Annotated in this window: 22 protein-coding genes and 2 pseudogenes; 12 read left to right on the forward strand and 12 right to left on the reverse strand. The window is 64.2% G+C overall.

What is annotated here, in order from left to right:
* Positions 1-378 precede the first annotated feature (378 nt).
* From HYG77_RS10395 to HYG77_RS10445, 11 genes and pseudogenes are all read right to left on the reverse strand, one after another.
* Positions 379-1,386 (reverse strand): ABC transporter ATP-binding protein, encoded by a 1,008-nt coding sequence (locus HYG77_RS10395; RefSeq protein WP_208962605.1) that lies wholly within the window; start codon positions 1,384-1,386, stop codon positions 379-381.
* On the reverse strand, positions 1,376-2,389 hold the full coding sequence (locus HYG77_RS10400) for an ABC transporter ATP-binding protein (protein ID WP_109327056.1): 1,014 nt from the start codon (positions 2,387-2,389) through the stop codon (positions 1,376-1,378). The genes HYG77_RS10395 and HYG77_RS10400 overlap by 11 nt, the downstream gene beginning before the upstream one ends.
* A 52-nt stretch (positions 2,390-2,441) precedes the next feature.
* Entirely contained in the window at positions 2,442-3,980 is a 1,539-nt protein-coding gene (locus HYG77_RS10405; RefSeq protein ID WP_244373579.1) for an ABC transporter substrate-binding protein, read from the reverse strand.
* A 95-nt stretch (positions 3,981-4,075) separates the two neighbouring features.
* A complete protein-coding gene (locus tag HYG77_RS10410) occupies positions 4,076-4,972 on the reverse strand; it encodes an ABC transporter permease (protein ID WP_109327053.1) in 897 nt (298 codons plus the stop codon).
* Positions 4,969-5,922, reverse strand: a pseudogene (locus tag HYG77_RS10415) (ABC transporter permease). Before HYG77_RS10415 ends, HYG77_RS10410 begins: the two are co-directional and overlap by 4 nt.
* 5 nt (positions 5,923-5,927) lie before the next feature.
* Complete coding sequence (locus HYG77_RS10420) at positions 5,928-6,440, reverse strand: NAD-binding protein (protein WP_208962606.1); 513 nt, start codon at positions 6,438-6,440, stop codon at positions 5,928-5,930.
* Positions 6,441-6,900: 460 nt separating this feature from the next.
* Positions 6,901-7,332, reverse strand: a pseudogene (locus tag HYG77_RS10425) (carboxymuconolactone decarboxylase family protein); the annotation flags it as partial.
* Complete coding sequence (locus HYG77_RS10430) at positions 7,329-8,498, reverse strand: thiolase family protein (RefSeq protein WP_208962607.1); 1,170 nt, start codon at positions 8,496-8,498, stop codon at positions 7,329-7,331. The pseudogene HYG77_RS10425 and the gene HYG77_RS10430, both read right to left, overlap by 4 nt.
* Positions 8,495-9,691, reverse strand: a complete 1,197-nt coding sequence (locus HYG77_RS10435; protein ID WP_109327049.1) for an OB-fold domain-containing protein — start codon at positions 9,689-9,691, stop codon at positions 8,495-8,497. Before HYG77_RS10435 ends, HYG77_RS10430 begins: the two co-directional genes overlap by 4 nt.
* Before the next feature lie 16 nt (positions 9,692-9,707).
* Positions 9,708-10,913: a CoA transferase gene (locus HYG77_RS10440; RefSeq protein ID WP_109327048.1), complete on the reverse strand. Its 1,206-nt coding sequence runs from the start codon at positions 10,911-10,913 to the stop codon at positions 9,708-9,710.
* Positions 10,910-12,424: an aldehyde dehydrogenase family protein gene (locus HYG77_RS10445; protein WP_109327047.1), complete on the reverse strand. Its 1,515-nt coding sequence runs from the start codon at positions 12,422-12,424 to the stop codon at positions 10,910-10,912. Before HYG77_RS10445 ends, HYG77_RS10440 begins: the two co-directional genes overlap by 4 nt.
* Positions 12,425-12,624: 200 nt before the next feature.
* Here HYG77_RS10445 and HYG77_RS10450 point away from each other — a divergent pair, with 200 nt between their 5' ends.
* The 12 genes from HYG77_RS10450 (at position 12,625) to HYG77_RS10505 (ending at position 23,847) form a co-directional block, all read left to right on the forward strand.
* Positions 12,625-13,434 (forward strand): TauD/TfdA family dioxygenase, encoded by an 810-nt coding sequence (locus HYG77_RS10450; RefSeq protein WP_244461280.1) that lies wholly within the window; start codon positions 12,625-12,627, stop codon positions 13,432-13,434.
* Positions 13,431-14,135 (forward strand): 3-oxoacyl-ACP reductase FabG, encoded by a 705-nt coding sequence (gene fabG / locus HYG77_RS10455; RefSeq protein ID WP_109327046.1) that lies wholly within the window; start codon positions 13,431-13,433, stop codon positions 14,133-14,135. The genes HYG77_RS10450 and fabG overlap by 4 nt, the downstream gene beginning before the upstream one ends.
* A gap of 63 nt (positions 14,136-14,198) precedes the next feature.
* The gene (locus HYG77_RS10460; protein ID WP_109327045.1) at positions 14,199-15,059 is read left to right on the forward strand and encodes a mycofactocin-coupled SDR family oxidoreductase; all 861 of its coding nucleotides are present in this window, start codon (positions 14,199-14,201) and stop codon (positions 15,057-15,059) included.
* A 79-nt stretch (positions 15,060-15,138) separates the two neighbouring features.
* Positions 15,139-15,330 (forward strand): ferredoxin, encoded by a 192-nt coding sequence (locus tag HYG77_RS10465; RefSeq protein ID WP_109334874.1) that lies wholly within the window; start codon positions 15,139-15,141, stop codon positions 15,328-15,330.
* Positions 15,331-15,387: 57 nt separating this feature from the next.
* Complete coding sequence (locus HYG77_RS10470) at positions 15,388-16,755, forward strand: cytochrome P450 (protein WP_109327044.1); 1,368 nt, start codon at positions 15,388-15,390, stop codon at positions 16,753-16,755.
* A complete protein-coding gene (locus tag HYG77_RS10475; RefSeq protein WP_244461281.1) occupies positions 16,748-18,451 on the forward strand; it encodes an OB-fold domain-containing protein in 1,704 nt (567 codons plus the stop codon). The genes HYG77_RS10470 and HYG77_RS10475 overlap by 8 nt, the downstream gene beginning before the upstream one ends.
* Positions 18,448-19,371, forward strand: a complete 924-nt coding sequence (locus HYG77_RS10480; RefSeq protein WP_208962610.1) for an alpha/beta fold hydrolase — start codon at positions 18,448-18,450, stop codon at positions 19,369-19,371. Before HYG77_RS10475 ends, HYG77_RS10480 begins: the two co-directional genes overlap by 4 nt.
* Positions 19,371-19,880, forward strand: a complete 510-nt coding sequence (locus HYG77_RS10485; protein WP_208962611.1) for a DoxX family protein — start codon at positions 19,371-19,373, stop codon at positions 19,878-19,880. The genes HYG77_RS10480 and HYG77_RS10485 overlap by 1 nt, the downstream gene beginning before the upstream one ends.
* Before the next feature lie 28 nt (positions 19,881-19,908).
* On the forward strand, positions 19,909-20,727 hold the full coding sequence (locus HYG77_RS10490; RefSeq protein WP_109327037.1) for an NAD(P)-dependent oxidoreductase: 819 nt from the start codon (positions 19,909-19,911) through the stop codon (positions 20,725-20,727).
* A complete protein-coding gene (locus HYG77_RS10495; RefSeq protein ID WP_208962612.1) occupies positions 20,724-21,536 on the forward strand; it encodes an NAD(P)-dependent oxidoreductase in 813 nt (270 codons plus the stop codon). The genes HYG77_RS10490 and HYG77_RS10495 overlap by 4 nt, the downstream gene beginning before the upstream one ends.
* Before the next feature lie 127 nt (positions 21,537-21,663).
* The gene (locus HYG77_RS10500; RefSeq protein WP_109334873.1) at positions 21,664-22,425 is read left to right on the forward strand and encodes an SDR family oxidoreductase; all 762 of its coding nucleotides are present in this window, start codon (positions 21,664-21,666) and stop codon (positions 22,423-22,425) included.
* A gap of 156 nt (positions 22,426-22,581) precedes the next feature.
* On the forward strand, positions 22,582-23,847 hold the full coding sequence (locus tag HYG77_RS10505) for an amidohydrolase family protein (protein ID WP_109327033.1): 1,266 nt from the start codon (positions 22,582-22,584) through the stop codon (positions 23,845-23,847).
* 79 nt (positions 23,848-23,926) lie between these two features.
* Here the strand turns inward: HYG77_RS10505 and HYG77_RS10510 are convergent, their stop codons facing one another.
* A complete protein-coding gene (locus HYG77_RS10510; protein ID WP_208962613.1) occupies positions 23,927-25,351 on the reverse strand; it encodes an aldehyde dehydrogenase family protein in 1,425 nt (474 codons plus the stop codon).
* Positions 25,352-25,366 lie beyond the last annotated feature (15 nt).

Genomic DNA, 25,366 nt, shown 5'->3' on the forward strand with positions numbered 1-25,366 from the left:
CAACACCGCCTACCCCGGTCAAGGGTTACGAGATGTGACACCGAGAGGATGTGCTTCACGTCGCCGGTTTCAGTACGGCGACTGACGAAACTGGATAGTTCGAGCAGAAGATTTTCCCCTCGTACCCCGAGTAGCGTTCACGGACGACGAGTAGTGCACTAGGTCAGCTTCCTCCACGGAGTCGAGGCCGGAGCTGACGGTGTCCTCTCGCGGCAGTATGGCCGGCGTGGCGGGCAACGCCATTTCGTCAATCACAAAGCCGTGTCTGCGCTTCCCGAAATCTGCAAGCGCCGGCTCACCGTCCCGACCGGACGCTGTCGACCGTGCCCGACAGCGTCCCCTGAGATATTGCACGGCAGGTGCCGGAGGCAGGTCACCTCATGCGAAAGCTACTTCGTCGGTGCTTGCGGGTAACGGATAATGGCAGGCGACGAACTGGCCGGGTCGCACTTCCCGTACCTCGGGCTCCTCTGTGGCGCACTTTTGTTGAGCTTGTGGACAACGGGTACGGAACCGGCAACCCGTCGGCGGCGCCAGCGGGGAGGGCACATCACCTTCCAACGCCGGACCGGCGAACCCCTTCTCAGGGTCGGTCAGTGGCACGGAGTCGAGGAGAGCTCGGGTGTAGGGATGGGCGGGATCGTCGTAGATTTCGATCGAGTCACCGAACTCGCACACCTTACCGAGGTACATGACCAACACATTGTCGCTGACGGTCCGCACGACACCGAGGTCATGGGCGATGAAGACGACAGTCAGATCGAACTCGGCCTTCAGTTCCTCGATCAGGTTGAGAATCTGGGCTTGGACCGACACGTCGAGCGCGGAGACCGGCTCATCACAAATCAGGAGTCGGGGGCCGAGGGCCAACGCCCGGGCGATGGCAACGCGCTGTGCCTGTCCACCCGACAGCTGACGGGGCAGCATGTCGGCGAACCGGTTCCCGGCCAGGCCGACCTGTTCGAGGACGGCAGCGGAGGTGGTGGCACGCTCGGACGATGGTGCACCGGCCACTGCCAATCCCTCGACCACGATGTCCTTGACTGATCGGCGCGGATTGAGTGAGCCCACCGGATCCTGGAAGATCATCTGCATGTCGCGTCGCAGCGCGCGCATGCGTTTCTCGTCCACTTCTTCGATCCAATCGTCACCGAAGCGGATGCGTCCCGCAGTGAGGCGGTCGAGCCGCAGCACGGCCCGCCCCGTAGTGGACTTGCCGCATCCGGACTCTCCGACGATGCCGAGGGTTTCTCCGGGCAGCACGTCGAAACTGATCTTCGACACTGCCTGCACGGTGCCCGCACCTGTCGGGTACTCCACGACGAGATCCTGCACACTGAGCAGTGCCTGCTCGCCGCGGAGGTGAGCGCTACCGCTACCAGCCATGATTTCCACCTCCGGAAGGTACGGATGCCGCGGAGGCAACCGGGTGCACACAGAACACGTGATGGTCCACACCCACGGACTGCCGCTCCGGACCGGAGCTTCGACATTCCTCATCGGCATGTTCGCAGCGGGGTGCGAATCGGCACCCCTCCGGGGGTTGGGTGGGATCTGGAAGTGAACCCGCGATCAGTCGCAGCGGCGCATGCCGTTCGTGGTCGATGGTGGGGGTCGCGCCCAGCAACGCTTCCGTGTAGCGATGCCTCGGGTCCTCGAATATCTCGCGGGTAGAGCCGATCTCGGCGAGCCGACCTGCATACATTACCGAGACGCGGTCGGTGCGGCCCGCAACCACGGCGAGATCGTGGCTGATGAGCATCATCGCCATGCCACGTTCGCGCTGAATCCGGCGGAGCAGATCGAGGATCTGCCGCTGGATCGTGACATCCAGCGCCGTGGTCGGCTCGTCGGCGATCAGAAGGTCCGGTTCGCACGCCAAGGCGATGGCGATCATCACCCGCTGACGCATGCCACCGGACATTTCGTGCGGGTAGTTGCGGAGCCGTCGTTCCGGGTCGGGCACCCCGACCTCCCGCAAGAGATCGAGGGCCCGTCCGTGTGCCTCGGATCGGGTGATGCCCAGGTGCCGGCGCATCCCTTCGGTGAGTTGCCGTTCCACTCGCACTACCGGGTTCAGGGATCGGCCGGGGTCTTGGAAGACCATGGCAATCTGCTTACCCCAAATGTCGAGACTCTCCTTCTTGCTCAGAGCCAGCAGATCTCGGCCCTGGAAGGTCACCTCACCCGAGCGGGCCGAGCGCGGAGGCATCAGGCCCATCACGGCCCGGGCCAAGACGGACTTACCGGAGCCGGACTCACCGACGATCCCCAGTGCCTGTCCCGCGTCCACCGTGAACGACACGTCGTCCACTGCCCGCACGGTCCCACGAGGCGTGCCGATATAGGCACGCAAATTCTTCACTTCGAGCAACGACTGAGTATTCATGACGAGTCCGGCTCCATCCCTTCGGTTGTCAGCTGTTTCCCTCTGCTGCCGACTACTTTGTGGTCCACAGCTCTTCGGGTAGCGGCGAACCCAGGGTGTACAGGTCGATACCGTTCAAAGATTTACTCGCGGTGACAGAAGGCACCGCCCGGACGTACCAGAGGCCTGGATTCAGTTCGACCAATCGCCTCTGCACCGTCTCGTATGCCACCTTGCGCTCCTCCACCGATTCGGCGTTGCGACCGGCGTCCAGCGCTGCGCTGAGTTCGGGGTCATTGATGCCGACGAAATTGCCCGGAGAAGCACCGTGGAAAGCGGTCCATAATCCGAAGTCGGGATCCTGGACCACAGCAGACGAAATGATCATGTCGAAATCCCGCGCGCCGGCCCGGGCCGTCGCGACCGCGAAGTCCACTACCTCGACCTTGGCTTCGACGTTGTCGAAGGCACTCAGCTGAGCCTGCAAACCTTCGGCGAGCGTCTTGCTCTCCGTGGTCGGGTAGGAGAGGAAGGTGAACGAGACCGGCTTGCCCTCGGCGGCCAGTTCATCGAATAATTTCTGCGCCTCCTCACTGTTCGGCGTAGGCAGCGAGATATCGGCGTAGTACGGCGAGGATTCCTCGAACAGCGTCTTGGGAACGACGCCCTCGCCGTTGTAGACGATCGTGTTGATCGCATCCAAGTCCACTGCCAGCCCGATCGCCCGGCGCGCCCGCTCGTCATCGAATGGCGCACGGCGGAAATTCATCGCTACGAACTGACCACCACCTGTCGGTACGACCTCCGTGGGATAACCAGCGGCTTCTACCTTGTTCAGGCTCGCCCAGTTCGTCTCCGACGACAGATCCGCGCCACCGGTCATTATGGTGTTGACCCGCTGATTACTGTCACTCACCGTCTTGATCGTCAGACCTTCGAGATAGGGCTTGGGTGCATCCCAGTAACCCGGGTTCTTCTGCAGTTCGATCTTGTCCTGCCGGACCCATTCCACCAGGGTGAACGGTCCCGCGCCCACAGGGTTCGCATCGAAAGCCGCTTGCCCCTTCTGCAGAGCCGTCGGTGACGCGATCCAATTCAATGCACCGGCGACCAAGGACTGGCCGAAATGCGGATTCGGCGCAACCATGGTTACTTTCAGCGTGGTGGGGTCGATCACCTCCGACGACGCGATTTGGACTGCCTGACGGATGGTCGTCGATCCCAGGGCAGGGTCGCGCAACCGGTCCCAGTTGAACTTGACCGCAGCCGAGTCGAGCGGGGTCCCGTCGGTGAACTTCAGGCCAGGCTGCAGCGTGAGCGTGAACGTGGCTCCGCCGTCAGTGGTGGAGAATCCGGTCGCCATCTTGTATTCGAGATCGAAGTTCTCGAGATTGTTGATCATCAACGTTCCGTATAGAGCGTTGCCGAGTACGGGCTGGTGGGCCCAGGTATTGGACAGGCTGGCGGGGTCGAGGTTCCGCGGCTCGCCGGTTTGCAGGACGCGAGCCACACCACCGGCGACGGGTTCACCACCCTCGGACTGGCCGCCGGCGGCAGAACCCGTGCCACCGCAGGCGCTGAAGAGCAGTGCTCCGGCGCATGCCGCGACCATCGCGGTCAGAATACGTCTGGATCGAAACATCATGGACCTCTCGGGAAGGTGGAAGCTGGTAATGCAGATATGGTGTGGCGAAGGACCTCGCCGGTTCAGTCGTGCATGGTCCGGTCGAACTTGGTGCGGAGATGATCGCCGACCTGGTTCAGGGCAAAAACGGTGAAAAAGATGACCAATGCGGGGACGAACACAAGGTGTGGTGACGTGGCGATCGCGTCCTTGCCGTCGTTGATCATTCCTCCCCAGCTCGGTTGCGGCGGAGGAATTCCCAGACCGAGAAAACTCAACGATCCCTCCGCCACGATCAACGCCGCCATCACGATCGGCAGATACGCCGCCAACGGAGCCAACAGGTTCGGCAGGATTTCCCGAAAAAGTATCCGAAAATTACCCGCGCCGATATTGCGGGCCGCCCTGATGAATTCCCGCGACGACCACGACATCGTGTTGGCCCGCGACAACCGAATGAAAGCAGGGATCACCAACAACGTGAGCCCCAGCAATATCGTCGGCACGCTGGGTTCGAGGATCGACGCCAATGCCAGCAGGAGGATCAAGGGCGGGAACGCCAGCATCGCATCGGCCACCAGCGACACGCCGGCATCGAGACGCTTACCGAAGTAGCCGGCGAACAGTCCGATCAATGACCCGATCACAAACCCCACCAATCCGGCTACCGTACCCACCACGAGCGAGACGCGGGCGCCGTAGATGATGCGTGACAACATCGACCGACCCAACGTGTCCGTGCCCAGCAACAGTTCGAGTGAGCCGAATTGCGGTCCCAGTCGCGGTGCCGCCACCGGAGTGGCGAACGGAGCCAACGGCAGTACGCCGGCCAGCAGCGCCGCCGCTATCAACACCACCAGCCACAGCACCGACAGATACACCAGCAACGACCGGCGCTTGCGAACTACCGGAACCGCCGGCAACTCCACCGCCGGACCTGGATCCGTACGTACTGTCTGATTTACCGCCACATCGGTCATGCTCCGGCCACCTTTCGCACCCGCGGGTCGATCACTGAGTAGCTCAGATCGACGACCGTGTTTATCCCCACGTAGACCACCGCGATGAACACGACGATGCCCTGCACCATGATCACGTCACGGGAGGTGATCGACGATGCCACCAGCTGCCCCAAACCCGGTAGTCCGAACAATGTCTCGACGATGACCGTCCCTCCGATCAACCGCCCCAGATTGATCCCCGCCACGGTGATCAGTGAGAATTAGGAGGGCCGCAGCGCATGACGGAACATCACGTATCCGCGAGGCATTCCCTTCGCCCGCGCCGAGGCGATGAAGTCCTCCCGCAACGTCCCGATCAGGTCGGTACGCAGCAACCGGTGAAACGATGCGATCTCCGTCAACGCGATGGCGATCGCGGGTAACATCGCGCTCTGCAGATTCGGCCCCAGCCCGTCACTGATCTGCGACCACCCCATCACCGGGAACCACTGGAACTGAATCGCGAAGAAGTAGATCAGCACCGGGCCCGCGATAAATGCGGGCACCGACAAGAACACCGCCGACACTGCGTTCGTGCCCCGATCGAGCGCACTGCCCGGCCGCGACGCCGACAGAACACCCATGATGAGGGCCACCGTCAACGCGATGGTCAAGCCCATCGCCGCGAGCTGCAACGTTACCGGCAACCGCTCCACGATCGCCTCTCGCACCGACTGCCCGGTCAACGGTGATGCTCCCAAGTCACCCCGCACCGCGTCGGAAAGCCAGGACACATACTGTGACCACAGCGGGACATCCAGACCGAGCTCGGCATTCATCGCCGCCACCGCCTCGGGTGTCGCATTCTCGCCCAGAATCACCTCCGCCACCGACCCCGGCGCCAAACCGAGGAGCGCCACCACGGCAAATGTCACCAGTAGCACCACCGACACGCTGCGGCCGATCCGCTTCGTAACCGTGAGAACCATGGAACTCACCTTTCGGACAGGGAAGGGAGGGCGTTCTCGTCCAGCGTTACCGCGCTGAGCTTTTCGAGATAGCGCACTACTTCCGTTTGGTCGGCTGCCGGATCGAGATCCTCGACCGCTTCTCCCCACACACGCCCCAGAGCGTCACCGAGGACCGTGGAGGCATCGAGCTGCCGCGCCAGATCGAGGGCAATTCCGATGTCCTTGCGCATCAACCGGGCGCTGAACCCCGACGCGAAGTTTCGGGAGAGGACGAAGTTTTCGTACTTGGTCTCCGTTGCCTGATTTCGACCGCTGCCGGCGTTGATCACGGACAGCAGTGTCGCGGGATCGATGCCGAACTTCCGTCCCACGAGAAGTGCCTCTCCGGCGGCCACCAAACCGTTGGCGGCGAGGAGGTTGTTGAGCGCCTTCGCAGCGTGCCCCGATCCGACCGGCCCGACACGGATGATCTGTCGACCCGTCGATTCGAGCAACGGCAGTACGGTGTCGATCGCCGACTGGTCGCCTCCGACCATCACAGCGAAGATCCGCGTTTCTCGCGCGCACTACCCCACCGCTGACCGGGGCGTCCACGACATCAATTCCTCGGACTGCCGCGGCCTTCTCGATCGCCTGGGTGCGGGCGGGAACGCTCGATCCCATGTCGACGAGGATGCTCCCCGGCTTCAGGCAGGAAAGCAGGCCCCCGTCAGCGAGTACGACCTGGTCGACGATGTCGCTGTTGGGCAGGACGAGGACGACTATGTCGCAGTCCGCCAGCTCGGCGGTGGTCGCTGTACTAGTAGCGGTGGGATTGTCGTCGATGAATCGTCGACGGACCTCCCGGTCGGCATCGTGCACGACGATCGGCTGTCCGGCGCTGACGAAATTGCGTGCGATCGGCCTGCCCATGGCCCCGAGCCCGACGAAGCCCACCTTGCTGTGTGGCAGCGGAATCTTCGGAGCGTCCACCTCGTCTTCGGCGTTCAAGGGGTCTTCGGCGTTCAGGGGACCGAGATGGGCGTCCAACGCTTCCTGGACGACGCGCATCGCTGCGACTCCCGCCGGTACACCGGCATACGCGGTTCCGTGAATCACGGCTTCCGTGATCTCCTCGCGTGTCAACCCGTTACGGATGCCGGCGCGCACATGAACGGCGAGCTCTCGCGGCTGGTTGAGCGCGACCAGCATTCCGAGAGTGATCAGACTTCGGCTGCGACGGTCGAGACCGGAACGGGTCCACACAGAGCCCCACACGGTTTCGCTGACATATTCCTGCAATGGTGCTCCGTCGGAACCCGCATTCCGGGTGATCGCAGCGTTGACGTAGTCATCTCCGAGCACCTCCCTGCGAACGGCGAGGCCCGCGTCGAAGAGGGTGCGGTGGGCGTCCTCTATCGAGCTGGTATCTGACAGCGTTTCTGTCATCGGTTGGTTCCTCCGGGACCCTCGAGAATGGTGACGGCCGATACCGCCGTCGGACCGCCGACGTTGTGTGCCAATCCGATCCGTGCTCCGTCGACCTGGTTGACCGAGCTGCCACGCAGCTGTTCGAACAACTCCACACACTGTGCGACACCGGTTGCGCCCGGCGGATGTCCCTTGGCGATCAGCCCGCCACTGGGGTTCACCGGTAGTGATCCGCCGACGCTGGTGACGCCGGCCTCGAGGAGTTTGAAACCTTCGAACCGGTCCGCGAATCCGAGGTCCTCGTAGCTGATGAGTTCGATGCCCGTGAAGAAGTCGTGCACCTCCGCGACGTCGACGTCTGATGGAGACAGTCCCGCCATCGCGAAAGCCTGCTTCGCGGCCCGTACCGTCGACGGAAACGAAGTCATGTCCCGCTTGTGTTGCGCCATCACGGAATCGAGGCCGGAGCCGACGCCGCGAACCCATACCGGGCGATCGGTGAACCGGTCGACCACGTCTTCGGATACGAGAACGAGTGCCGCAGCTCCATCGCTTTGCGGGGCGCAATCATAGAGCCCGAAGGGCGTCACCACCGTCGGCGCGTTCAAAGCCTCCTCCACGGTGATCTCGAAGCGCTGCCGTGCCTTGGGGTTATTGATGGCATGGTGGTGGTTCTTCACCGCCACCATCGCCATGTGCTCACGGGTGGCGGGTGACTCGTGCAGATACCGGCGAACGTGGAGCGCGAATCCTGCCGGTGCGACGAGGCCCAGTGGGTAGTCCCAGGCCATGTCGCGCGTCATCGCCTCCCACTCCCAGAGCATGTCCTTCGACGCGGTTTCGCGGAGCTTGTCGGCGCCCATGACGAGTGCCACGTCGAACGCTCCCGAGGCTATCCCGAACAAGCCGTTCCGGATGGCGTCATGACCTGTGGCACAGGAATTCTCGACCCGTGTCACCGGAATGTCGGAGATGTCGAGCGTGTCGGCGAGAATTCCGGACGGAAATCCGTCCGTGGTGCCCATCGAGCCGAACCACGCGGCCTGCAGATCGGACTTGTCCAGCCCTTTGTCGATGCTGCCGGCGCATTCCGCGAACGCCATCGGCAAGAGATCCTTGATTCCCAGAGTGAAGTGTTCGGCGAACGGTGTCATACCGGCGCCGACGATCGCAACGTTTCTCATGCTGCCGCCTCCAGGGCGCGATCGGATGTGGGATCGGGTTCGAATGCATAGCCGTAGTCCGGAACCCCGGACCGCACGGCAACCCGGCGCAGCACCATGCGACCGCGATCGCCGATGTCGACGGTGCCGGGCTCGATACCGGTTACCTTCGCCAACGCGCGAACGCCCACGTCGTCGAGTTCGACGATCACCAGCGAGTACGGGGTCCGGAGGCCGGGTACCGGTACGTGCACGGTCACCTCGGTATAGACGGTTCCAGTGCGGGGCAGGGGCACGAAGGAGTAGTCGGTCCTGAGCGTTCCATCACGGTCGACGCGGTATCGGGGCGGAAAGTCCAGCTCGTCGCTGTCGGAGTATTTTCCGGCTTCCCAGCGGACTTTCGCCTCAAATGCCCTCTCGTAGGCGGCGAGGGAAATCGGGATGTCCGCACTGGGGATGTACGCACACTCCGGCTTGGCACGCGCTCGCGGTTCCCTGCGGTTGATGTGCGCCGCACCGTCGGCGACCGTGATGCCGGAGAGGCTGGCCTGCTCAACCCCCACGAGCGGGCCGGTAGACCCCGACTCCACCATCGCGGCGAGTGCGAACAGTCCGGAACTCGCTCCGGTTGTCGGTAATGGCAGTGGAGGGCCCGCGCACAGAGCCGCAGCCTGCTTCTCCTCTACACCTGCCACCGCGACCGGAGTGTCCACCCACGCCGCTGCCAGTGAAGCCAGGAAGCCGCGCTCCTTCAGTAGGCGCGGGTCACCGTAGTCGTGTACCAGACCGTTCGCGGTGCGGGTGCGGACCGGCAGGCTGCGGGCGATACGCGCAGCGGTGCGAACCTGCAGTCCACGCTCCGCGGTCAGCGCCGCTGCCGCTCCTGCTGCATCGATGTCCACACCGATGACCAGCGTGCGCGGACGGGCCGAGCCCAGGGCATCGAGCGTCGCCGGTGCACCACCGAGCCGCTCCGTCACCTCGAGCTCAGGGTCGAGCCCCAGGCCGGCGAGCAGCACAGCAGCGTTGCTGCTTTCCATCAACGGCAGGTCGCGGCTGACGAGCACGACACACTCGACCGAGCCGCCGCTGTCGAGGGCGGCTCGACCAGCTTCGACAGCGAGGGTGATCGCATCCTCGTCGTCACCCGGCACACGGCGCCCGGGTGTTCCCCAGCACGGCAGGTACGTACCTATCGAAGTGATGTATGACATGTGAACTCCCAGCAATCTAGGTAACAGCGCCCGCCGTTTTGAGCGCGATGATGCGATCCCAGTCCAAGCCGAGCTCGGCCAGGATCTCGTCGGTGTGGGCCGCGAACTCGGGACCCGGGCCAAGCTCGGGGGCAGCGACGTCGAACTGCACCGGGTTGGCAGCAAGTTCGAGTTCGCCCGCCTCGACCAGGTATTCGTTGGCGCGGACCTGCGCGTCGACGGACACCTGGAGTGAATCCTGCACCGGCCCCCACGGACCGGACAGCGTGGCGAAGCGCTCCGTCCACTCCGCGAGGGTGCGGGTGGCGAGCACCTCCCCGAGAATCGCCACGGCCTTGTCGGTGTTGGCGGCGATCTGGGCGGCGTCGGCGAAGCGCGGATCATCCGCGAGTTCGGGGCGGTCGATGTGGCGACACACATCTGCCCAGTACTTCGCAGGCTGCAGCATGACGAATGCCAGGTAACGTCCGTCGCCGGTGGCGTATATCCCCGACAGCGGATTGGTCGGCGCGCCGTGGGCGCCAGGGACGGGTGCCACCATGGCCTTGCCGAGATGAGCTGACAACGCAATGCCGTGTCCCATAGCCCACACGCCACTGCTCAGCAGCGAGACGTCGACGATCGACGGTGTGCCCGTGCGCTCGCGGGCCAGGAGCGCCGCTGCGACACCCCCGGCAAGATTCGTCCCCGAAATGGTGTCGCCGAAGGCAGGTCCCGGCGGACTGATCATGCCTTCCACTCCTGGAGGTGTGAGCGTTGCGGCGATGCCTCCCCTCGCCCAGAAAGCGGTCATGTCGTAACCGCCTTTGTCTGCCTCGACACCACGTGGACCGAGGGCACTGCCTCGCGCATAGATGATGTTCGGGTTCACTGCGCGGACGTCGTCCACGTCGATCCCGAATTTGGTGCGGGCCTGGGGAAGGAAACTGGTCAGGAAGACGTCCGACCGACGGACCAGGTCGTCGAGGACCGCCTTGCCCTCCGGTCGGCCCATGTCCAGTCCGATACTTCGCTTGCCGCGATTGGCATGCTCGACATTGGGATTGGGATCACCCTCGACCCGGAGGGGCCCGATCTGGCGGAGCCCCCTCTGCGGGTCCCCGGTGACGGCGTGCTCGACCTTGATGACCTCCGCGCCCCAATCGGCGAGCACGGCACCCGCTGAGGGCACGAAGCCGTACATCGCGACCTCGAGCACGCGGATACCCGCAAGCGGCTTCACGGCTTCACCACGACCGCGAAGGCCTTGGTTTCGAGGAACTCCTCGAGTCCTTCTCGGCCGCATTCACGTCCGATACCCGACTGCTTGTAACCACCGAACGGGACGTCCGGACCGAAGTAATTCCCGCCGTTGATACCCATCGTTCCGGTACGGATGCGCCGGGCTATCGCGATTGCACGTTCGTCGCTCGCGCTCATCACAGCGCCGGACAGACCATAGATCGAGTCGTTGGCGATCCGCACAGCGTCGTCGTCGTCATCGAACGGGATGATCGCGAGCACCGGTCCGAACACTTCATCTTGTGCGATCTCGCTCTTGGGGTCCACGCCCGCCAAGACCGTGGGCTCATAGAAGAAACCTGGATCGACCTTCGTGCCACCCGCCAGCAACTCGGCACCGTCAGCGATCGCGCGCTGCACCATCGCGTCGACCTTTTCGCGCTGACGACCACTCACGAGAGGGCCCATGTAATTCTGTGGGTCAGTCGGATCGCCGAACGGGATGCGGCGGATGATCGCCGCCACCATCTTCGCGATCTCGTCGTGGTGCGCTCGCGGCACGAGTAGCCGCGTGGTCAGCGCGCACCCCTGACCGGCGTGCGAACAGACGGTCCCGGCCGCGAATTTCGCAGCCATCGCGAAATCGGCGTCTTCCAGCACGATCATCGCGGATTTCCCGCCGAGCTCCGTGAACACTTTCTTCATCGTGTCTGCCGCCGCCGCCATGATGCGGCGTCCGGTCGGGGTCGACCCGGTGAAGGTGACCACGTCGACGTCGGGGTGCGTCGTCATCAGCTCACCGGGGGCAATCTCCGAGGAACTGATGACGTTCACGACGCCCGCTGGAATGTCGGTGTGTTGCGCGATTATCTCGCCGAGAGCCAGCGTGACGAGCGGCGTGTCGGGCGCAGCCTTGAGCACCACTGTGCATCCCGCGGCAAGCGCGGGAATGATCTTGGCCAACGCGAGCTGCGTCGGGTAGTTGTACGCAACGATCGCGGAGACGACGCCGGCCGCTTCCTTCTCCACCCACCGCTTGTGGCGCTGTCCGGAAATGTCGATTTCGCCGAGGTCTTCGCTCAGCGGGTACTCGCGCAGGAGGTCTGCGTAGTAGCGCACGATTCGGATAGGTGCCTCCAGCTGGTTGGCGCGTGTGAGCTGGACGGTGGCACCCACATCAGCGATCGTCAGTTCGCGGAGCTCCTCGAGATTGTCGAGCAGCGCCTGGTGGAACTGGTCGAGACACTTGATCCTGAACGCCACGTCGGTAGACCAGCTGGTCGTGTCGAAGGCCCTCCGCGCTGCAGCGATACTCGCTTCGGCTTCCGCGACCCCGGCATCAGGCGCATATCCGACGATGTCACCCGTAGCTGGATTGATCGATGCGAACGTCCGCTCGGTCGCAACAAGCTGCCCGTCGATCAGCAGGCGCTTGTCGACGTCCAGCACGGTCGCAGCCTCACGGCCTCCGTGACCACCGTTCGCGGCCGACACCGTGTCCTGAGATGACATTCCGTTCTCCTCGCTCAAAGTGAAAATACAATTCTCGCATTTGAGAATTATGCATTGGCTCTGCAGAGAATGTAACAACATGTGAGCCGCGGGGATACCCCCAATTGAGATCGGCGCCACACCTCACCTGGTTGCTGATCGACTGTTGCCACACCGTGTTCTCCGAGAGTATGGTTCTCAAAAACGGAAGGGAGATTCTTGTGATCCAGACTACAGCACTCGGTCCATCGCTCGGAGTGGAAGTCACCGGCGTCGAGAGCCTGGAGGATGAGGCGGTCATCGCCCGGTGCCTGGAGGCTCTGAAGTGGCGGGGCGTGCTGCTCATTCGCGGCCTGCATCTCGACGACGATGCTCAGCTGGCGTTCAGCCGAAGGCTCGGAACGGTGCGCATGACGGCACCAGGCGAGGAGCTCTTCACGGTCTCCCTCGACCCGGCCAAGGCTCCGTCCGCCGAGTACCTTAAAGGGACCTTCTACTGGCACATCGACGACACCACCAATGATGTGCCGGCGAAGGCAACCATGCTCACCGCCCGGCACGTCGCCATGGTCGGTGGCGGAACCGAGTTCGCCAGTACCTACGCGGCCTACGAGAACCTGCCCGAGCACGAGCGCAAACGCTACGAGGGCCTGCGGGTAGTACACAGCTTCGAGGCGGCCCAGCGGCTGGTCCATCCAGACCCTTCCGACGAGATGCTGGCGCACTGGCGTCGACTTCCCACACACGAGACTTCACTCGTCTGGACGCGCCGCGACGGTAGAAAGTCACTCGTCATCGGTGCCACCGCTGACCACATCGTCGGAATGCAGCCCGAGGAAAGCCGGGCACTGCTGGACGAATTGCTTGGTTGGGCGACCCAGGAACGCTTCTCGTACACCCACGAATGGAAGGTCGGCGACGTGGTGGTGTGGGACAACACCGGGATGCTGCACCGAGCGCTCCCCTATGCCCCTTCCTCGGAACGCCTGATGCGGCGCACCACGATCTCGGGCGACGAGGCCTGGTCGTGAGAACAGCTGTCGTCACCGGAGGTAGCTCCGGCATTGGACGCGCCATCGCCGAACGCCTGCGCAAGGACGGCTACCAAGTCGCCGTACTCGATCTTGCACCGACCGACTCCGCGTTCGAGTACAAGGTCGACGTGACCGACCCTGCCCAGATCGATAGCGCTCTCACCGAGGTTCGAAAAGAGTTGGGCCCGATCACCGTCCTGGTCAACGGGGCAGGACTGGAGCTGTACAAGCGGTTCGGCAACATCGCATTCGACAACTGGCAGCGAGTGATCGACGTCAATCTGAACGGCGTCTTCCACTGCGTCCAGGCGGTGCTTCCGGACATGGTCGATGCGGGCTGGGGTCGCATCGTCAACATCTCGTCGTCCAGTGCGCACTCAGGCCAGCCGTTCATGTCGGCGTACGTATCCGCAAAGTCGGCGGTCAACGGACTCACCAAATCGCTGGCTCTGGAATACGGGCCCAGCGGCATCACGGTCAACGCGGTGCCTCCCGGCTTCATCGACACACCCATGCTGCGCCGGTCCGAGGAGAAGGGCCTCCTCGGCGGCTCGATCGACCAGCACATCAGCAAGACCCCAGTCCGGCGCGTCGGCCAACCGGAGGACATCGCCGCCGCTTGCTCCTTCCTCATCTCCGAGGAAGCCGGATACATCACCGGCCAGATCCTCGGCGTCAACGGCGGCCGCAATACCTGAGGCGCATCGCGCACCGCATCGGACGCAAGCACTGACGCCGGCCAATCAACGAAGGGATTCTCAGTGGGACGAGTAGAAAGCAAGGTCGCGTTCGTTACCGGCGCGGCGCGAGGCCAGGGTCGCAGCCATGCCGTGCGACTGGCCGAAGAGGGAGCCGACATCATCGCTGTCGACCTGTGTAGCGACATCGCGGCGATCGGCTATCCGATGGCGACCCCGGAGGATCTCGAAGAGACCGCACGCTTGGTAGAAAAGCACGGTCGACGCATCGTCGCTATACAGGCTGACGTTCGGCAAATCGACCAGTTGCGGGCCGCGGTGGAGCGTGGCATCGCCGAACTCGGCTCTCTCGACATCGTGGTCGCGCAAGCCGGTGTCGCGGGTATGAAGGGCGAACCACAGATCGATGCCTGGTGCGCTGTGGTCGACACCAACCTCATTGGGACGATGAATGCCATTCAGGCTGCGTTGCCCCACCTGGGAGATGGTGCCTCGATCATCGCAACCGGATCGACCGCCGCACTCATGGACGTGAGCAAGGTGGACGTTCCCGGCAAGGACCTCGGTGGCGTCGCCTATGTCTTCTCCAAACGTGCACTTTCCCAATACATCCACGAACTTGCGACACATCTCGCCCCGCGCGGCATTCGTGCCAACGTCGTGCACCCGACGAACTGCAATACCGACATGCTGCAGAGCGAGCCGATGTATCGATCGTTCCGGCCAGATCTGGAACACCCGACGCGGGCGGACGCCGAGCCCGCTTTCGGGGTTCAACAGGCCATGCCGATCCCCTACGTCGAGCCCGAGGACATCAGCAACACCGTCCTGTTCCTCGCCTCCGACGAAGCCCGATACGTCACCGGCATGCAGATGCGTGTCGACGGCGGCGGCTACCTCAAGTGGTACGACTACCACACCTGACCTGCGGCCGGACCGCGGCTCGACGGGATCGAAACAGTATGTGCTCGAGATGGATTCACCTGCGATCAGGAGGAATAACGTGAAGGTGAAGGTCGACCCAGAACGCTGCCAAGGGCACACCCTGTGCGCAATGGCAGCTCCAGACGTATTCGAACTGAGCGACATCGACGGCCACGCGTCGGCCGTCAGCGAATCGGTGTCCGCCGAACACGAAGAGAAGGTGCGCGAAGCCGCCCACTCCTGCCCAGAGCAGGCTATCTCCCTTTTCTGACACGGCTGCCGGTCGGAACTCGCCAATTCACCTCGAACCGCAAGAGAGGACGACGCGATGAGCGTTGATGACGTCGTAGACGACGACAGTCGGAAGAAGAACACCTACGACTTCGACCGGCACGCACCGGAGTACCGCGACAATTTCCTACCGATCACGGAGGAAATGCACGCGAAGTGTCCGATGGCCTGGTCCGATACTCACGGCGGCCACTGGGTCGCCGCGGGCGGCCGCGAGGTGTTCACCTTCGCCCGGTCCGCCGACGTGTCGAACGATCACGACCTGAAGGGCATCCGTCGTGGATACAAGGGCATAGCTATCCCCACAATGGAACGCGCGAGCGGCGTCCGAGGCGGCATCCTCGAAATGGACGAGCCCGAGCATCGTGAATTTCGTTCGCTTCTCAACCCGTACCTGTCGCCCGCTGCAGTCAACAGGTGGATCCCGTTCATCGACGAGGTGGTGCGCGCGTCCATCGACGAGAAAATCGAAACGGGCAGGATCGACTTCGTAGACGAGCTCGCGAACATCGTCCCCGCCGTCCTCACACTGGCGATGCTCGGAATCCCCATCAAGAAATGGACGATCTACAACGAGCCGGTCCACGCCGCGGTCTACACACCACCGGACTCCCCCGACATCCCGCGAATCGGGGAACTGCACCGCGCCATGGGATTGGACCTCCTCACCAATCTCATGGAGATCCGTGAGAATCCCCGTCCAGGACTGGTGGACGCGCTGGCACGCGCCACAGTCGACGGCGAGACACCGGACGATATGGAACTGCTCGGCATTCTCAGTCTCCTCATCGGCGGTGGGTTCGACACGACGACGGCACTCACGGCGCACTCGCTCGAGTGGCTGTCTCAGCATCCCGAGGAGCGCGACACTCTCAGCCGCGAACGCGACACCCTGTTGAACTCCGCGACCGAGGAATTCCTGCGCTACTTCGCCCCTGCACCGGGCGACGGGCGCACGATCTCCGCCGACTGCGAGTACGACGGAATCCAGTTGAAGGAGGGCGACCGCCTCTGGCTGTCCTGGGCAATGGCCAACCGCGACTCGTCGCTGTTTCCGGAGCCGAACCAGATCGATCTCGAGCGCAAGGGAAACCGCCACTTCAGTTTTGGTCTGGGAATTCACCGTTGCATCGGATCCAACGTCGCACGAACCGTGTTCAAGCGGATGCTCGTCGCCGTGCTCGACCGGATGCCCGACTACCGCTGCGACCCGGAAGGCACCGTGCACTACGACTCCATCGGTGTCATTCAGGGTATGCGTCATCTTCCGGCGACGTTCACTCCCGGCCCCCGCTTGGGCGCCGGCCTGGATGACACGCTCGAGAAGCTCCAACTGATCTGTGACGAGCAGGGACTCGCCGAACCGATCACGGCACGAGGTAAGGATGCGCAAGCACGTGGCTGATTCCACGGTGGTCGATCCGGTGGTAGGGGGGAAGGCGGCCGAAGAGTCCGGCCGTCCCCTCCCCCAGATCACGCCGCAGAACCGCTTCTTCTGGACGTCCGGCGCGGATGGCCGCCTGCGGCTGCAGGAGTGTGAGTCGTGCTCGGCTCTCATCCATCCGCCGCAACCGATCTGCCGGTACTGCCGAAGCCATCAGTTGGGTGTCCGGGTGGTGTCCGGTTCCGCGACTCTCATCGGATTCACGGTCAACCACCGCTTCAGCCTGCCCGGGCTGCCGGCACCCTACGTGGTGGCCCAGGTCGCGATCGACGAGGATCAGCGGGTTCGCTTGACGACCAACGTGGTCGAGTGCGACCCTGCACAGCTCGCACTCGGTATGTGGATGGAGGTCGTCTTCACGCAGGACGGCGATGTGTGGCTCCCGCTGTTCCGGCCTGCGGCCGAACAGCCTGCGTCTCTTCCCCTGCCTACGGACGACGTCGATCCGGGCCAGATCAGGAAGTCCGTGCGCCCCATGGTGACGCGCGAAAAGTTCGAGGACAAGGTAGCTCTCACCGGCATCGGGATGTCGGAAATCGGTCGACGGCTGATGGTGTCGCCGATGGCGCTGACACTGCAGGCCTGCGAGCGTGCCGTGGCCGATGCCGGCCTCACGATGGACGATATCGACGGCCTCGCAAGCTATCCCGGCGCCGGCCAGGTCGGCGGTTTCGGCGAGGGCGGCGTGACCGGAGTCGAGGCAGCCCTCGGACTCCGGCCGACGTGGCACAACGGGGGCATCGAAACCTTCGGTCCCGGCGGATCCGTGATCACCGCGATGCTCGCGGTCGCCAGTGGCCTGGCACGTCATGTGCTGTGTTACCGGACCCTCTGGGAAGCGACCTACAGCGAGCAGATGCGTCGCGGCGAGATCCCCCCACCGGCCACCGGCCGCACTCCCAGCTGGATGGTGCCGTTCGGGGCCACCTCGGCCGCACATACGCTGGCCCAGAACGCACAGCGGCACTTCCACCGATATGGAACTACCCGGGAAACACTCGGATGGATCGCACTGAACCAGCGGGCCAACGCCGCACTCAATCCCACGGCTGTATACCGCGATCCGATGACGATGGACGACTACCTGTCTGCCCGGACGATCACCACACCGTTCGGTCTCTACGACTGCGACGTTCCCTGCGACGGCTCGATTGCCGTCATCGTCTCGGCGGTGGACGCCGCCCACGATCTCGCGAAGCCGCCCGTGCTCGTCGAGGCCGTCGGCACCCAGATCGTCGAGCGGATCGAATGGGATCAGAGCACGCTGACGCACGAACCTCAGGTTCTCGGCCCCGCCGCCCACCTGTGGTCGCGGACTTCGATGAGCCCCAGTGATGTCGACGTGGCCGAGCTCTACGACGGGTTCACGTTCAACTGCCTGTCCTGGATAGAGGCCCTGGGCTTCTGCGGCATCGGTGAAGCGAAAGATTTCCTCGACGGCGGCACGAACATTGCCCGGGACGGCGTGCTCCCCCTCAACACGCACGGCGGTCAGCTCTCACACGGCCGTACCCACGGCATGGGACTGATCCACGAAGCCGTCACCCAATTGCGCGGCGATGCCGGGGCACGCCAGGTTCCCGGCGCCCGCGTCGCCGTCGCCGCCACCGGAGGCCTCTCCCCCGGCGGCGCCCTGCTCCTCAGGACGGATGCATGACCACCACGGATCCCGATCTGTCGCTACCCGCCGACTTCGACGACCCTGAAACCACCACGCCGTGCGCGAGCGTGGCCGACATCGACGGAATCCCGATGTCGGCGTTGTTGTCCGAGGCCCCGAATCCGCGCGCGGTGATCGTCGCGCTGCACGGTGGAGCAACGAACTCGGGCTACTACGACTGCCCGGGCCATCCCGAACTGTCGCTGTTGCGATTCGCGTCCGCGCTCGGGTACACCGTGCTCGCGCTCGATCGGCCGGGCTACGGCACTTCTGCACCGTTCGCGGTCGAGATCGCCCCCCACCAACGACGCGTCGACCTCACCTATGCGGCCATCGACCACCACCTCGGGTCGCGTCCGCGCGGCGCCGGCGTCTTCGTGTGGGCGCATTCGGCCGGTTCGGAGCTCGCAGTCCGCATGGCCGCCGACGAACGAGGCACCGACTTACTGGGTATCGAGCTTGCCGGCACCGGTCGCGAACACCAGCCCGTGGCGGCCGAAATCCTGGGCACGCCTCACCAGCCGGCACCGCCGGAGGCAGTGCGCGCGTTGCTGTGGCAACCGAGCCACCTGTACCCCACCGAACTGATCGGGGGCGCACCTATCGCCTCATCGACTCCCCGTTACGAGTCAGGTGTCCTCGCGACCTGGGCGCGAATCGACTTCCCGGCGCTCGCGGCGCGGATACGAGTTCCCGTCCACTTCACCGCCGCCGAGTTCGAGAAGGTGTGGCGAATCGACTCCGCTGCACTGCAAGACATCGCAGCCATGTTCACTGCTGCGCCCAGCGTCACCGTCAACGAACAGGCCGGCAGCGGGCACAACCTCAGCCTCGGCCATGGAGCCCCGGACTACTACGCGAAGGTGTTGTCCTTCGTCGAGGACTGCACACACAGCACAACGGGAAAGGACGACTGATGCACGCCGTCGATGTTGCACTGCTACTTGTCAGACTGGTTATCGGAGCGACCATGATCGCGCACGGGCTGAACCATTGGCGCGGCGGTGGCCGTATCGAAGGGACTGCCCGCTGGTTCAGCGGACTGGGTCTGCGGCAGGGCAAGCTGCAGGCGTGGCTGAGCGTAATCACCGAAATCGGTGCGGGCTTACTTCTCGTCATAGGCCTCCTCACGCCGCTCGCCTGCGCGGCGGTCATCTCGGTGATGCTCGTGGCGGGACTCCTCGCCCACCGGCCCAACGGGTTCTTCGTCTTCAAGGAAGGCTATGAATACGTCCTGGTGCTATCGATAACCGCACTGGCGTTGGCAATGCTCGGCCCGGGAGAGTTCTCGCTCGACGCTGTCACAGGCATCGACATCGCCGGCTGGGCCGGTGGGGGCACCGCACTGGGTCTGGGCGTCGCCGCAACGGCAGGACTGCTTGCACTGTTCTGGCGACCGCAACCGCGAGAGGTCGTGGCCGCATGATGCCCAATCTCGAATCGGAGGAACACTGATGCGCGTCGGATTCATCGGACTCGGCAGCCAGGGCGCACCCATGGCACGCCGGATCATTCACGCGGGCTACGACGTCACACTGTGGGCGCGCCGTCCCGACGCTTTCGTGCCCTTTGCCGACACCGCCGCGACGTTCGCCGACTCCCCGGCCGACCTCGGCGCGGCCAGCGATCTCGTGTGTATCTGCGTGGTCAGCGACGACGACGTTCAGGAGGTGGTCGCCGGTGAGGACGGTGTACTCGAAGGAATGAAGGACGGCGGCGTGATCGCCATCCACAGCACGGTGCACCCGGACACGTGTCACGACCTGGCTGCCAAGGCGCGGGAGCGCGGGGTCTCCGTCGTCGATGCTCCGGTGAGCGGCGGCGGATCGGCGGCTACCGAAGGGCGTCTGCTGGTGATGGTGGGAGGAGCGGTCGACGACTACGACCGCTGCCGGCCGGTGTTCTCGATGTATGCGAACCCTGTCGTCCACCTAGGTCCGCTGGGCGCCGGACAGGTCACGAAACTGCTCAATAATCTGCTCTTCACCGCCAACCTCGCCACGGCGGCCAGCACCCTGAGCCTCGGGCAGTCACTGGGTGTCGACCCCGCCAGACTCGGTGAAGTCATCACCCACGGAACCGCCGACAGCTTTGCACTCAGCCGAATCGTCTCTGCCGGAGGAACTCTCGATCGCATCGCGGCGCACGCCGGCGAGCTGCTCCAGAAGGATGTCGGGCTGGTGGCCGGGCTCGCGGCCGCGGCGGAGGTCCCGACGGGCATCGCGATGGCCGCCGCAGACACCACGCTCACCCTGATGGACCACCTGCGATGAGTCGCGTCGGATTCATCGGTGCCGGGCGCATGGGACTCCCCATGGTGCGGGGGCTCGCCGAAGCCGGTCACGAAGTGCGCGCGCTGGGCCGCTCATCCGAAAGCCGGGCCGCTATCTACGCGTCGGGGGCGGAGGCATTCTCCGATCTTTCCGAGGTCGGCGAGGGAGCCGATCTCGTGACGGTATGCGTATTCAGCGACGACCAGGTTCGGCACGTGTGCCTCGACAGCCTGTTGCTGGCAGCCATGCCGAGCGGCGCCGTCCTGGCGGTGCACACCACGGTGAGTCCCCGCACGGTCGAGGCCGTCGCGGAACGTGCAGCGGCACATGGCATCGACGTGGTCGACGCCGCGGTCAGCGGCGGGCCACCCGACATCGCAGCCGGGTGCTTGACCCTCTTCCTCGGCGGACCCGAGGGCGCTGTGGCACGAATTCGCCCGATACTGCAAAGCTACGGCGATCCCATTCTCCACGTCGGCCCCAGCGGCAACGGGCAACGCGTGAAGCTGGTGAACAATGCACTGTTCGCGGCGCAGATCGGACTCCTCGCCGAAGCCGCCGACCTCGGCAGGCAGCTCGGAATAGACGAGTCCGTGCTGCTCGAGGCCCTTCCCCACGGAAGCTCCGCCAGTCGGGTCATGGGCAGTGTCGCGGCGCGAGGCTCGGTGAGGTCCTTCCGAAGCGCGGTCGGTGAGTTCCTCGACAAGGATGTGGCAGTAGTCCGTAAAACCGTCGCCGAACTCGGCGGTGACCTGGGCATCCTCGACAGTGTCATCAGCGGTGGGCATCCGGTGCGGTACCCCCGATGAGCACTTCCGTACCGTCGGCGCGGCAGGAGGCGTTGTCGATGAACGACGCCGACCCCCCCATTTCGCATATCCGATTGCCGCGGATCTCCCCCACGGACCGCGGAATGACGTCACCAAGGAGGTCCTCGTGGAGGGTCTGACAAATAAGGTAGTCCTCGTCGCCGGTGCGGCCACCGGCCTGGGCGCCGCCTCTGCGCACCGGTTGGCACAGTACGGAGCACGGGTTGTGGTCGGCGACCTGAACTTTCCCGGAGCCGAGAAGACCGCTGCAGCCATCAGCGAGGCCGGTGGTCAGGCGGTCGCCGCACAGTTCGACATCTCCGACGACGAGTCCGTCAAGGAACTGGTCGTGTTCTCCGTGCGGACCTACGGACACCTGGACGCAGTCCACATCAACGCCGGGGACATGGCGGCGGTGTCCAAGGACACGAATATCGTCGATATCGACCTCGAGATATGGGACCGCACCATCGCCGTCAATCTCCGCGGCCACATGCTCGTCACCCGCCACAGCATTCCGGAGCTTCTCGCCCGAGGTGGTGGGACCATCGTGTACACCTCGTCCATTGCGTCCTTCACGGGTGATCCCGAACGCCCGGCCTACTCCGCGACCAAGGCGGGTATCAATGCCCTGGCGCGGCACGTTGCCTCTCGCTGGGGCCGGGAGGGCATCCGCGCCAATGCCATTACTCCCGGATTGATCCTCACTCCTGAGATCGAGCAGGGTGCCTCTCCGGAGTTGCTGCAATCTTTGATCGCCCGATCCCGCAGCCCGCGCGCGGGCAGGCCGAGCGACATCTCGGGAATGGTCGCCTATCTGATGTCCGACGACGGGGCGTGGATCAACGGCCAGGTCGTCAACGTCGATGGCGGCACTGTCCTGCGCTGAACGGTGTCGCTCGGTTCCCACGCACGACCGGCCCATCGACCGCAAAAACGGCCGATTCGAACGCGGGATCTAGATTCTCACAAATGAAAGTACTATTCTCATTAGTGACTGGCGCCACTGCCGGATATTTCTGCGCAGTGCAGGAGAGGATTTCCAATGAACATTGACGACATGGTGATGGTCAGCATCGACGACCACGTGGTCGAACCAGCCGACATCTTCGAAAAGCACTTCCCGAAGAGTCTCATGGACCAGGCTCCCAAGCTGACAGCCCACCCGCGCAACCCCAACGTGCAGGCCTGGATGTTCCAGGACGTCGTGGTCGGCAGCTCGGGGCTGAACGCCGTGGTCTCCTGGCCCAAGAGCGAGTGGGGATTGGATCCGACGGGCTACGCCGAGATGCGCCCCGGTGTCTACGACATGGGCATGCGGGTGCGGGACATGGATGCCAACGGCACCCTGGCCGCAACACTTTTCGCCACCTTCCCGGGATTCGCCGGCACCCATCTGGCCAGCCTGCCGGACAAGAAGCTATCTCTCGCTGCCTGCCAGGCGTTCAACGACTGGGTCGTCGGCGAGGTCCCCAGCACCTACCCGGGCCGCTTCATCCCGCTCGGCATCATCCCGTTCTTCGACATGGACGCGTCGGTCAAGGAGATCCACCGGCTCGCGGCGATGGGCTGCCGATCCATCAGCATTCCCGAAACCCCCTACGGTGTCGGGTTTCCCGACTTCAAATCAGGTCACTGGGACCCGGTTTTCAAAGCGTGCGTGGAGCACAACATTGTCCTCAGCCTGCACATCGGCGGCGGCTTCGGCCTCGTCAAGCGGCCCGAGGGTTTCAACATCGACGACATGATGGTCTTGACGCCGCTCATCTCGACGATCGCGGCGAACGACATGATGCTCAGCGGGGCTTTCCAGAAGTTCCCCGACCTCAAGGTCGCCATGAGCGAGGGCGGTGTGGGCTGGGTGGCGCCGTGGCTCGACCGGCTGGAGCGGCATATCGAGAACCAGTCGTGGACGGGCATGAGCTTCCTCCCCAAGGGAATGGGCCCTACGGACGTGTGGCGAAAGAACTTTCTGGCGTGCTACATCACCGAGCCGAGCGGTCTGAACAACCGTGAGCGGCTGGGCATCGACACCATCGCGTGGGAGTGCGACTTCCCGCACTCCGATTCCACCTGGCCGAATTCGCCGGAGATGCTGATGGAGGAGCTCGCCGCCTCCCGCTGCACCGACGAGGAGATCGATAAAATCACCTGGAAGAATGTTGCCAGGTTCTTCGATTGGGATCCGTTCGAGCACACTCCTCGCGAGCAGGCCACCGTGGGAGCCCTGCGTGCCCGCGCCACCGACGTCGACGTGAGTGAGACGTCCAAGGAGGAGTACCGCCGACGCTACGAACTCGCGAACTCGTAGGTCAGGAAACTTTTACACGCATGATGCCCGCCGACCGGAGTCGGCGGGCATCATGCGTAGAGGGTCGATCCGCTTCACGTCAGAGTTTGACAACAACCGTCTTGGTGGCGGTAAAGGCATCGAGGGCCTCGCACCCTTTCTCACGCCCGTATCCGGACTTCTTGAAGCCGCCGAAGGGAAGTTCCACACCACCACCGGCGCCGTAGGTGTTGACGTACACCTGACCTGCCTCGATGTCCGCGGCCATCCGGTGCGCCCGAGAAAGGTCGGCGGTCCACACCGAGCCGAGCAGCGCATACTCGGTGCCGTTCGCCAGTGCGACCGCCTCCTCTTCTCCGGCGAAAGAGTTGACCACGAGAACGGGCCCGAAGATTTCCTCCTGAGCGATCGGTGAGACCGGATCCACGTTGTCGATGAGGGTCGGCGCGAAGTAGGCGCCGCCGGCGAGCGATTCGTCCTCAGGGACGATGCCCCCGCACACTATTTCACCCTTGGTGAGATCGTCGACCATGGATTTGACCCGGCCCTGCTGCTTGGCCGACACCAGCGGACCGAGTTCTTTGTCGTCGACACCGGCTCCGATGGTCACGCGGGAGAAGTGTTCGGCGACCCGATCGACCATTTCGGCATGGACGGACTCGTGAACGAGCAGACGCGAACCTGCGGAGCAGGTTTGCCCCGCGTTCTGCAAGATTGCCTTCGCCACCGCCGTGGATGCTGCGTCCAGATCAGCGTCCGGGAAGACGATCTGCGCGGACTTACCCCCGAGCTCGAGTACCACGGGAACGACACGGTCGGCGGCCGCACGCGCGATCACCGCGCCGATCCGGGTCGACCCGACGAACCCGATGTGGTCGACCCCGGTATGCGCGGACAGTGCCGCACCGGTTTCGGCGCCGATCCCGGTGACGACGTTGAACACACCGGGCGGTAAGCCTGCCTCGATAGCCAGCTGCGCGAACGCCACCGCGGTGCGGGGTGTTTCGTCCGCCGGTTTGGCCACCGAGCAGTTGCCGGTCGCAATGGCGGGTGCCACCGCGCGCGCGAGGAGCTGCATCGGGTAGTTCCAGGCCACGATGTGGGCGGTGACCCCGAACGGCTCACGCCGGGTGTACACGTGCAGGTCGGCTGAGAGCGGAATCGACTGACCGTAGTAGGTGTCGATCGCGTGCCCATAGAAGCTGAAGTAGCGTGCCGACACGTCGACGTCGTTGCGCGCCTGGCTGAGAGGTTTGCCCGAATCCTCGCTCTCCATCCGTGCAAGGTGTTCCTTGTCGCGCAGGATCAGGTTCGCGATACGGGTGAGGATGTGTGCACGATCCTCGGGCTTGGTGCGCCGCCACGACCTGTTCGCCGCACGGGCCGCGGACACCGCGGAATCGACCTGCTGCGCCGTGGCACGTGCGACGGTGCCCAGGGAACGGCCCGTGGACGGGTCGATGTTCTCGTACCACTCGGGGGAATCGACAGATTCTCCATTGATGAACGACCGTGTAGTCGCCATGATCGTGGTTCCTTC

The sequence above is a fragment of the Rhodococcus sp. ZPP genome (assembly GCF_017656075.1).
Classification (GTDB): domain Bacteria; phylum Actinomycetota; class Actinomycetes; order Mycobacteriales; family Mycobacteriaceae; genus Rhodococcus_F; species Rhodococcus_F oxybenzonivorans.

Coding starts and splice junctions, on each gene's coding strand:
- HYG77_RS10395 (WP_208962605.1), bottom strand. CDS start 1,386: ATGGCTGGTAGCGGTAGCGCTCACCTCCGCGGCGAGCAGGCACTGCTC.
- HYG77_RS10400 (WP_109327056.1), bottom strand. CDS start 2,389: ATGAATACTCAGTCGTTGCTCGAAGTGAAGAATTTGCGTGCCTATATC.
- HYG77_RS10405 (WP_244373579.1), bottom strand. CDS start 3,980: ATGGTCGCGGCATGCGCCGGAGCACTGCTCTTCAGCGCCTGCGGTGGC.
- HYG77_RS10410 (WP_109327053.1), bottom strand. CDS start 4,972: ATGACCGATGTGGCGGTAAATCAGACAGTACGTACGGATCCAGGTCCG.
- HYG77_RS10420 (WP_208962606.1), bottom strand. CDS start 6,440: ATGGTCGGAGGCGACCAGTCGGCGATCGACACCGTACTGCCGTTGCTC.
- HYG77_RS10430 (WP_208962607.1), bottom strand. CDS start 8,498: ATGAGAAACGTTGCGATCGTCGGCGCCGGTATGACACCGTTCGCCGAA.
- HYG77_RS10435 (WP_109327049.1), bottom strand. CDS start 9,691: ATGTCATACATCACTTCGATAGGTACGTACCTGCCGTGCTGGGGAACA.
- HYG77_RS10445 (WP_109327047.1), bottom strand. CDS start 12,424: ATGTCATCTCAGGACACGGTGTCGGCCGCGAACGGTGGTCACGGAGGC.
- HYG77_RS10470 (WP_109327044.1), top strand. CDS start 15,388: ATGAGCGTTGATGACGTCGTAGACGACGACAGTCGGAAGAAGAACACC.
- HYG77_RS10480 (WP_208962610.1), top strand. CDS start 18,448: ATGACCACCACGGATCCCGATCTGTCGCTACCCGCCGACTTCGACGAC.
- HYG77_RS10485 (WP_208962611.1), top strand. CDS start 19,371: ATGCACGCCGTCGATGTTGCACTGCTACTTGTCAGACTGGTTATCGGA.
- HYG77_RS10490 (WP_109327037.1), top strand. CDS start 19,909: ATGCGCGTCGGATTCATCGGACTCGGCAGCCAGGGCGCACCCATGGCA.
- HYG77_RS10495 (WP_208962612.1), top strand. CDS start 20,724: ATGAGTCGCGTCGGATTCATCGGTGCCGGGCGCATGGGACTCCCCATG.
- HYG77_RS10505 (WP_109327033.1), top strand. CDS start 22,582: ATGAACATTGACGACATGGTGATGGTCAGCATCGACGACCACGTGGTC.
- HYG77_RS10510 (WP_208962613.1), bottom strand. CDS start 25,351: ATGGCGACTACACGGTCGTTCATCAATGGAGAATCTGTCGATTCCCCC.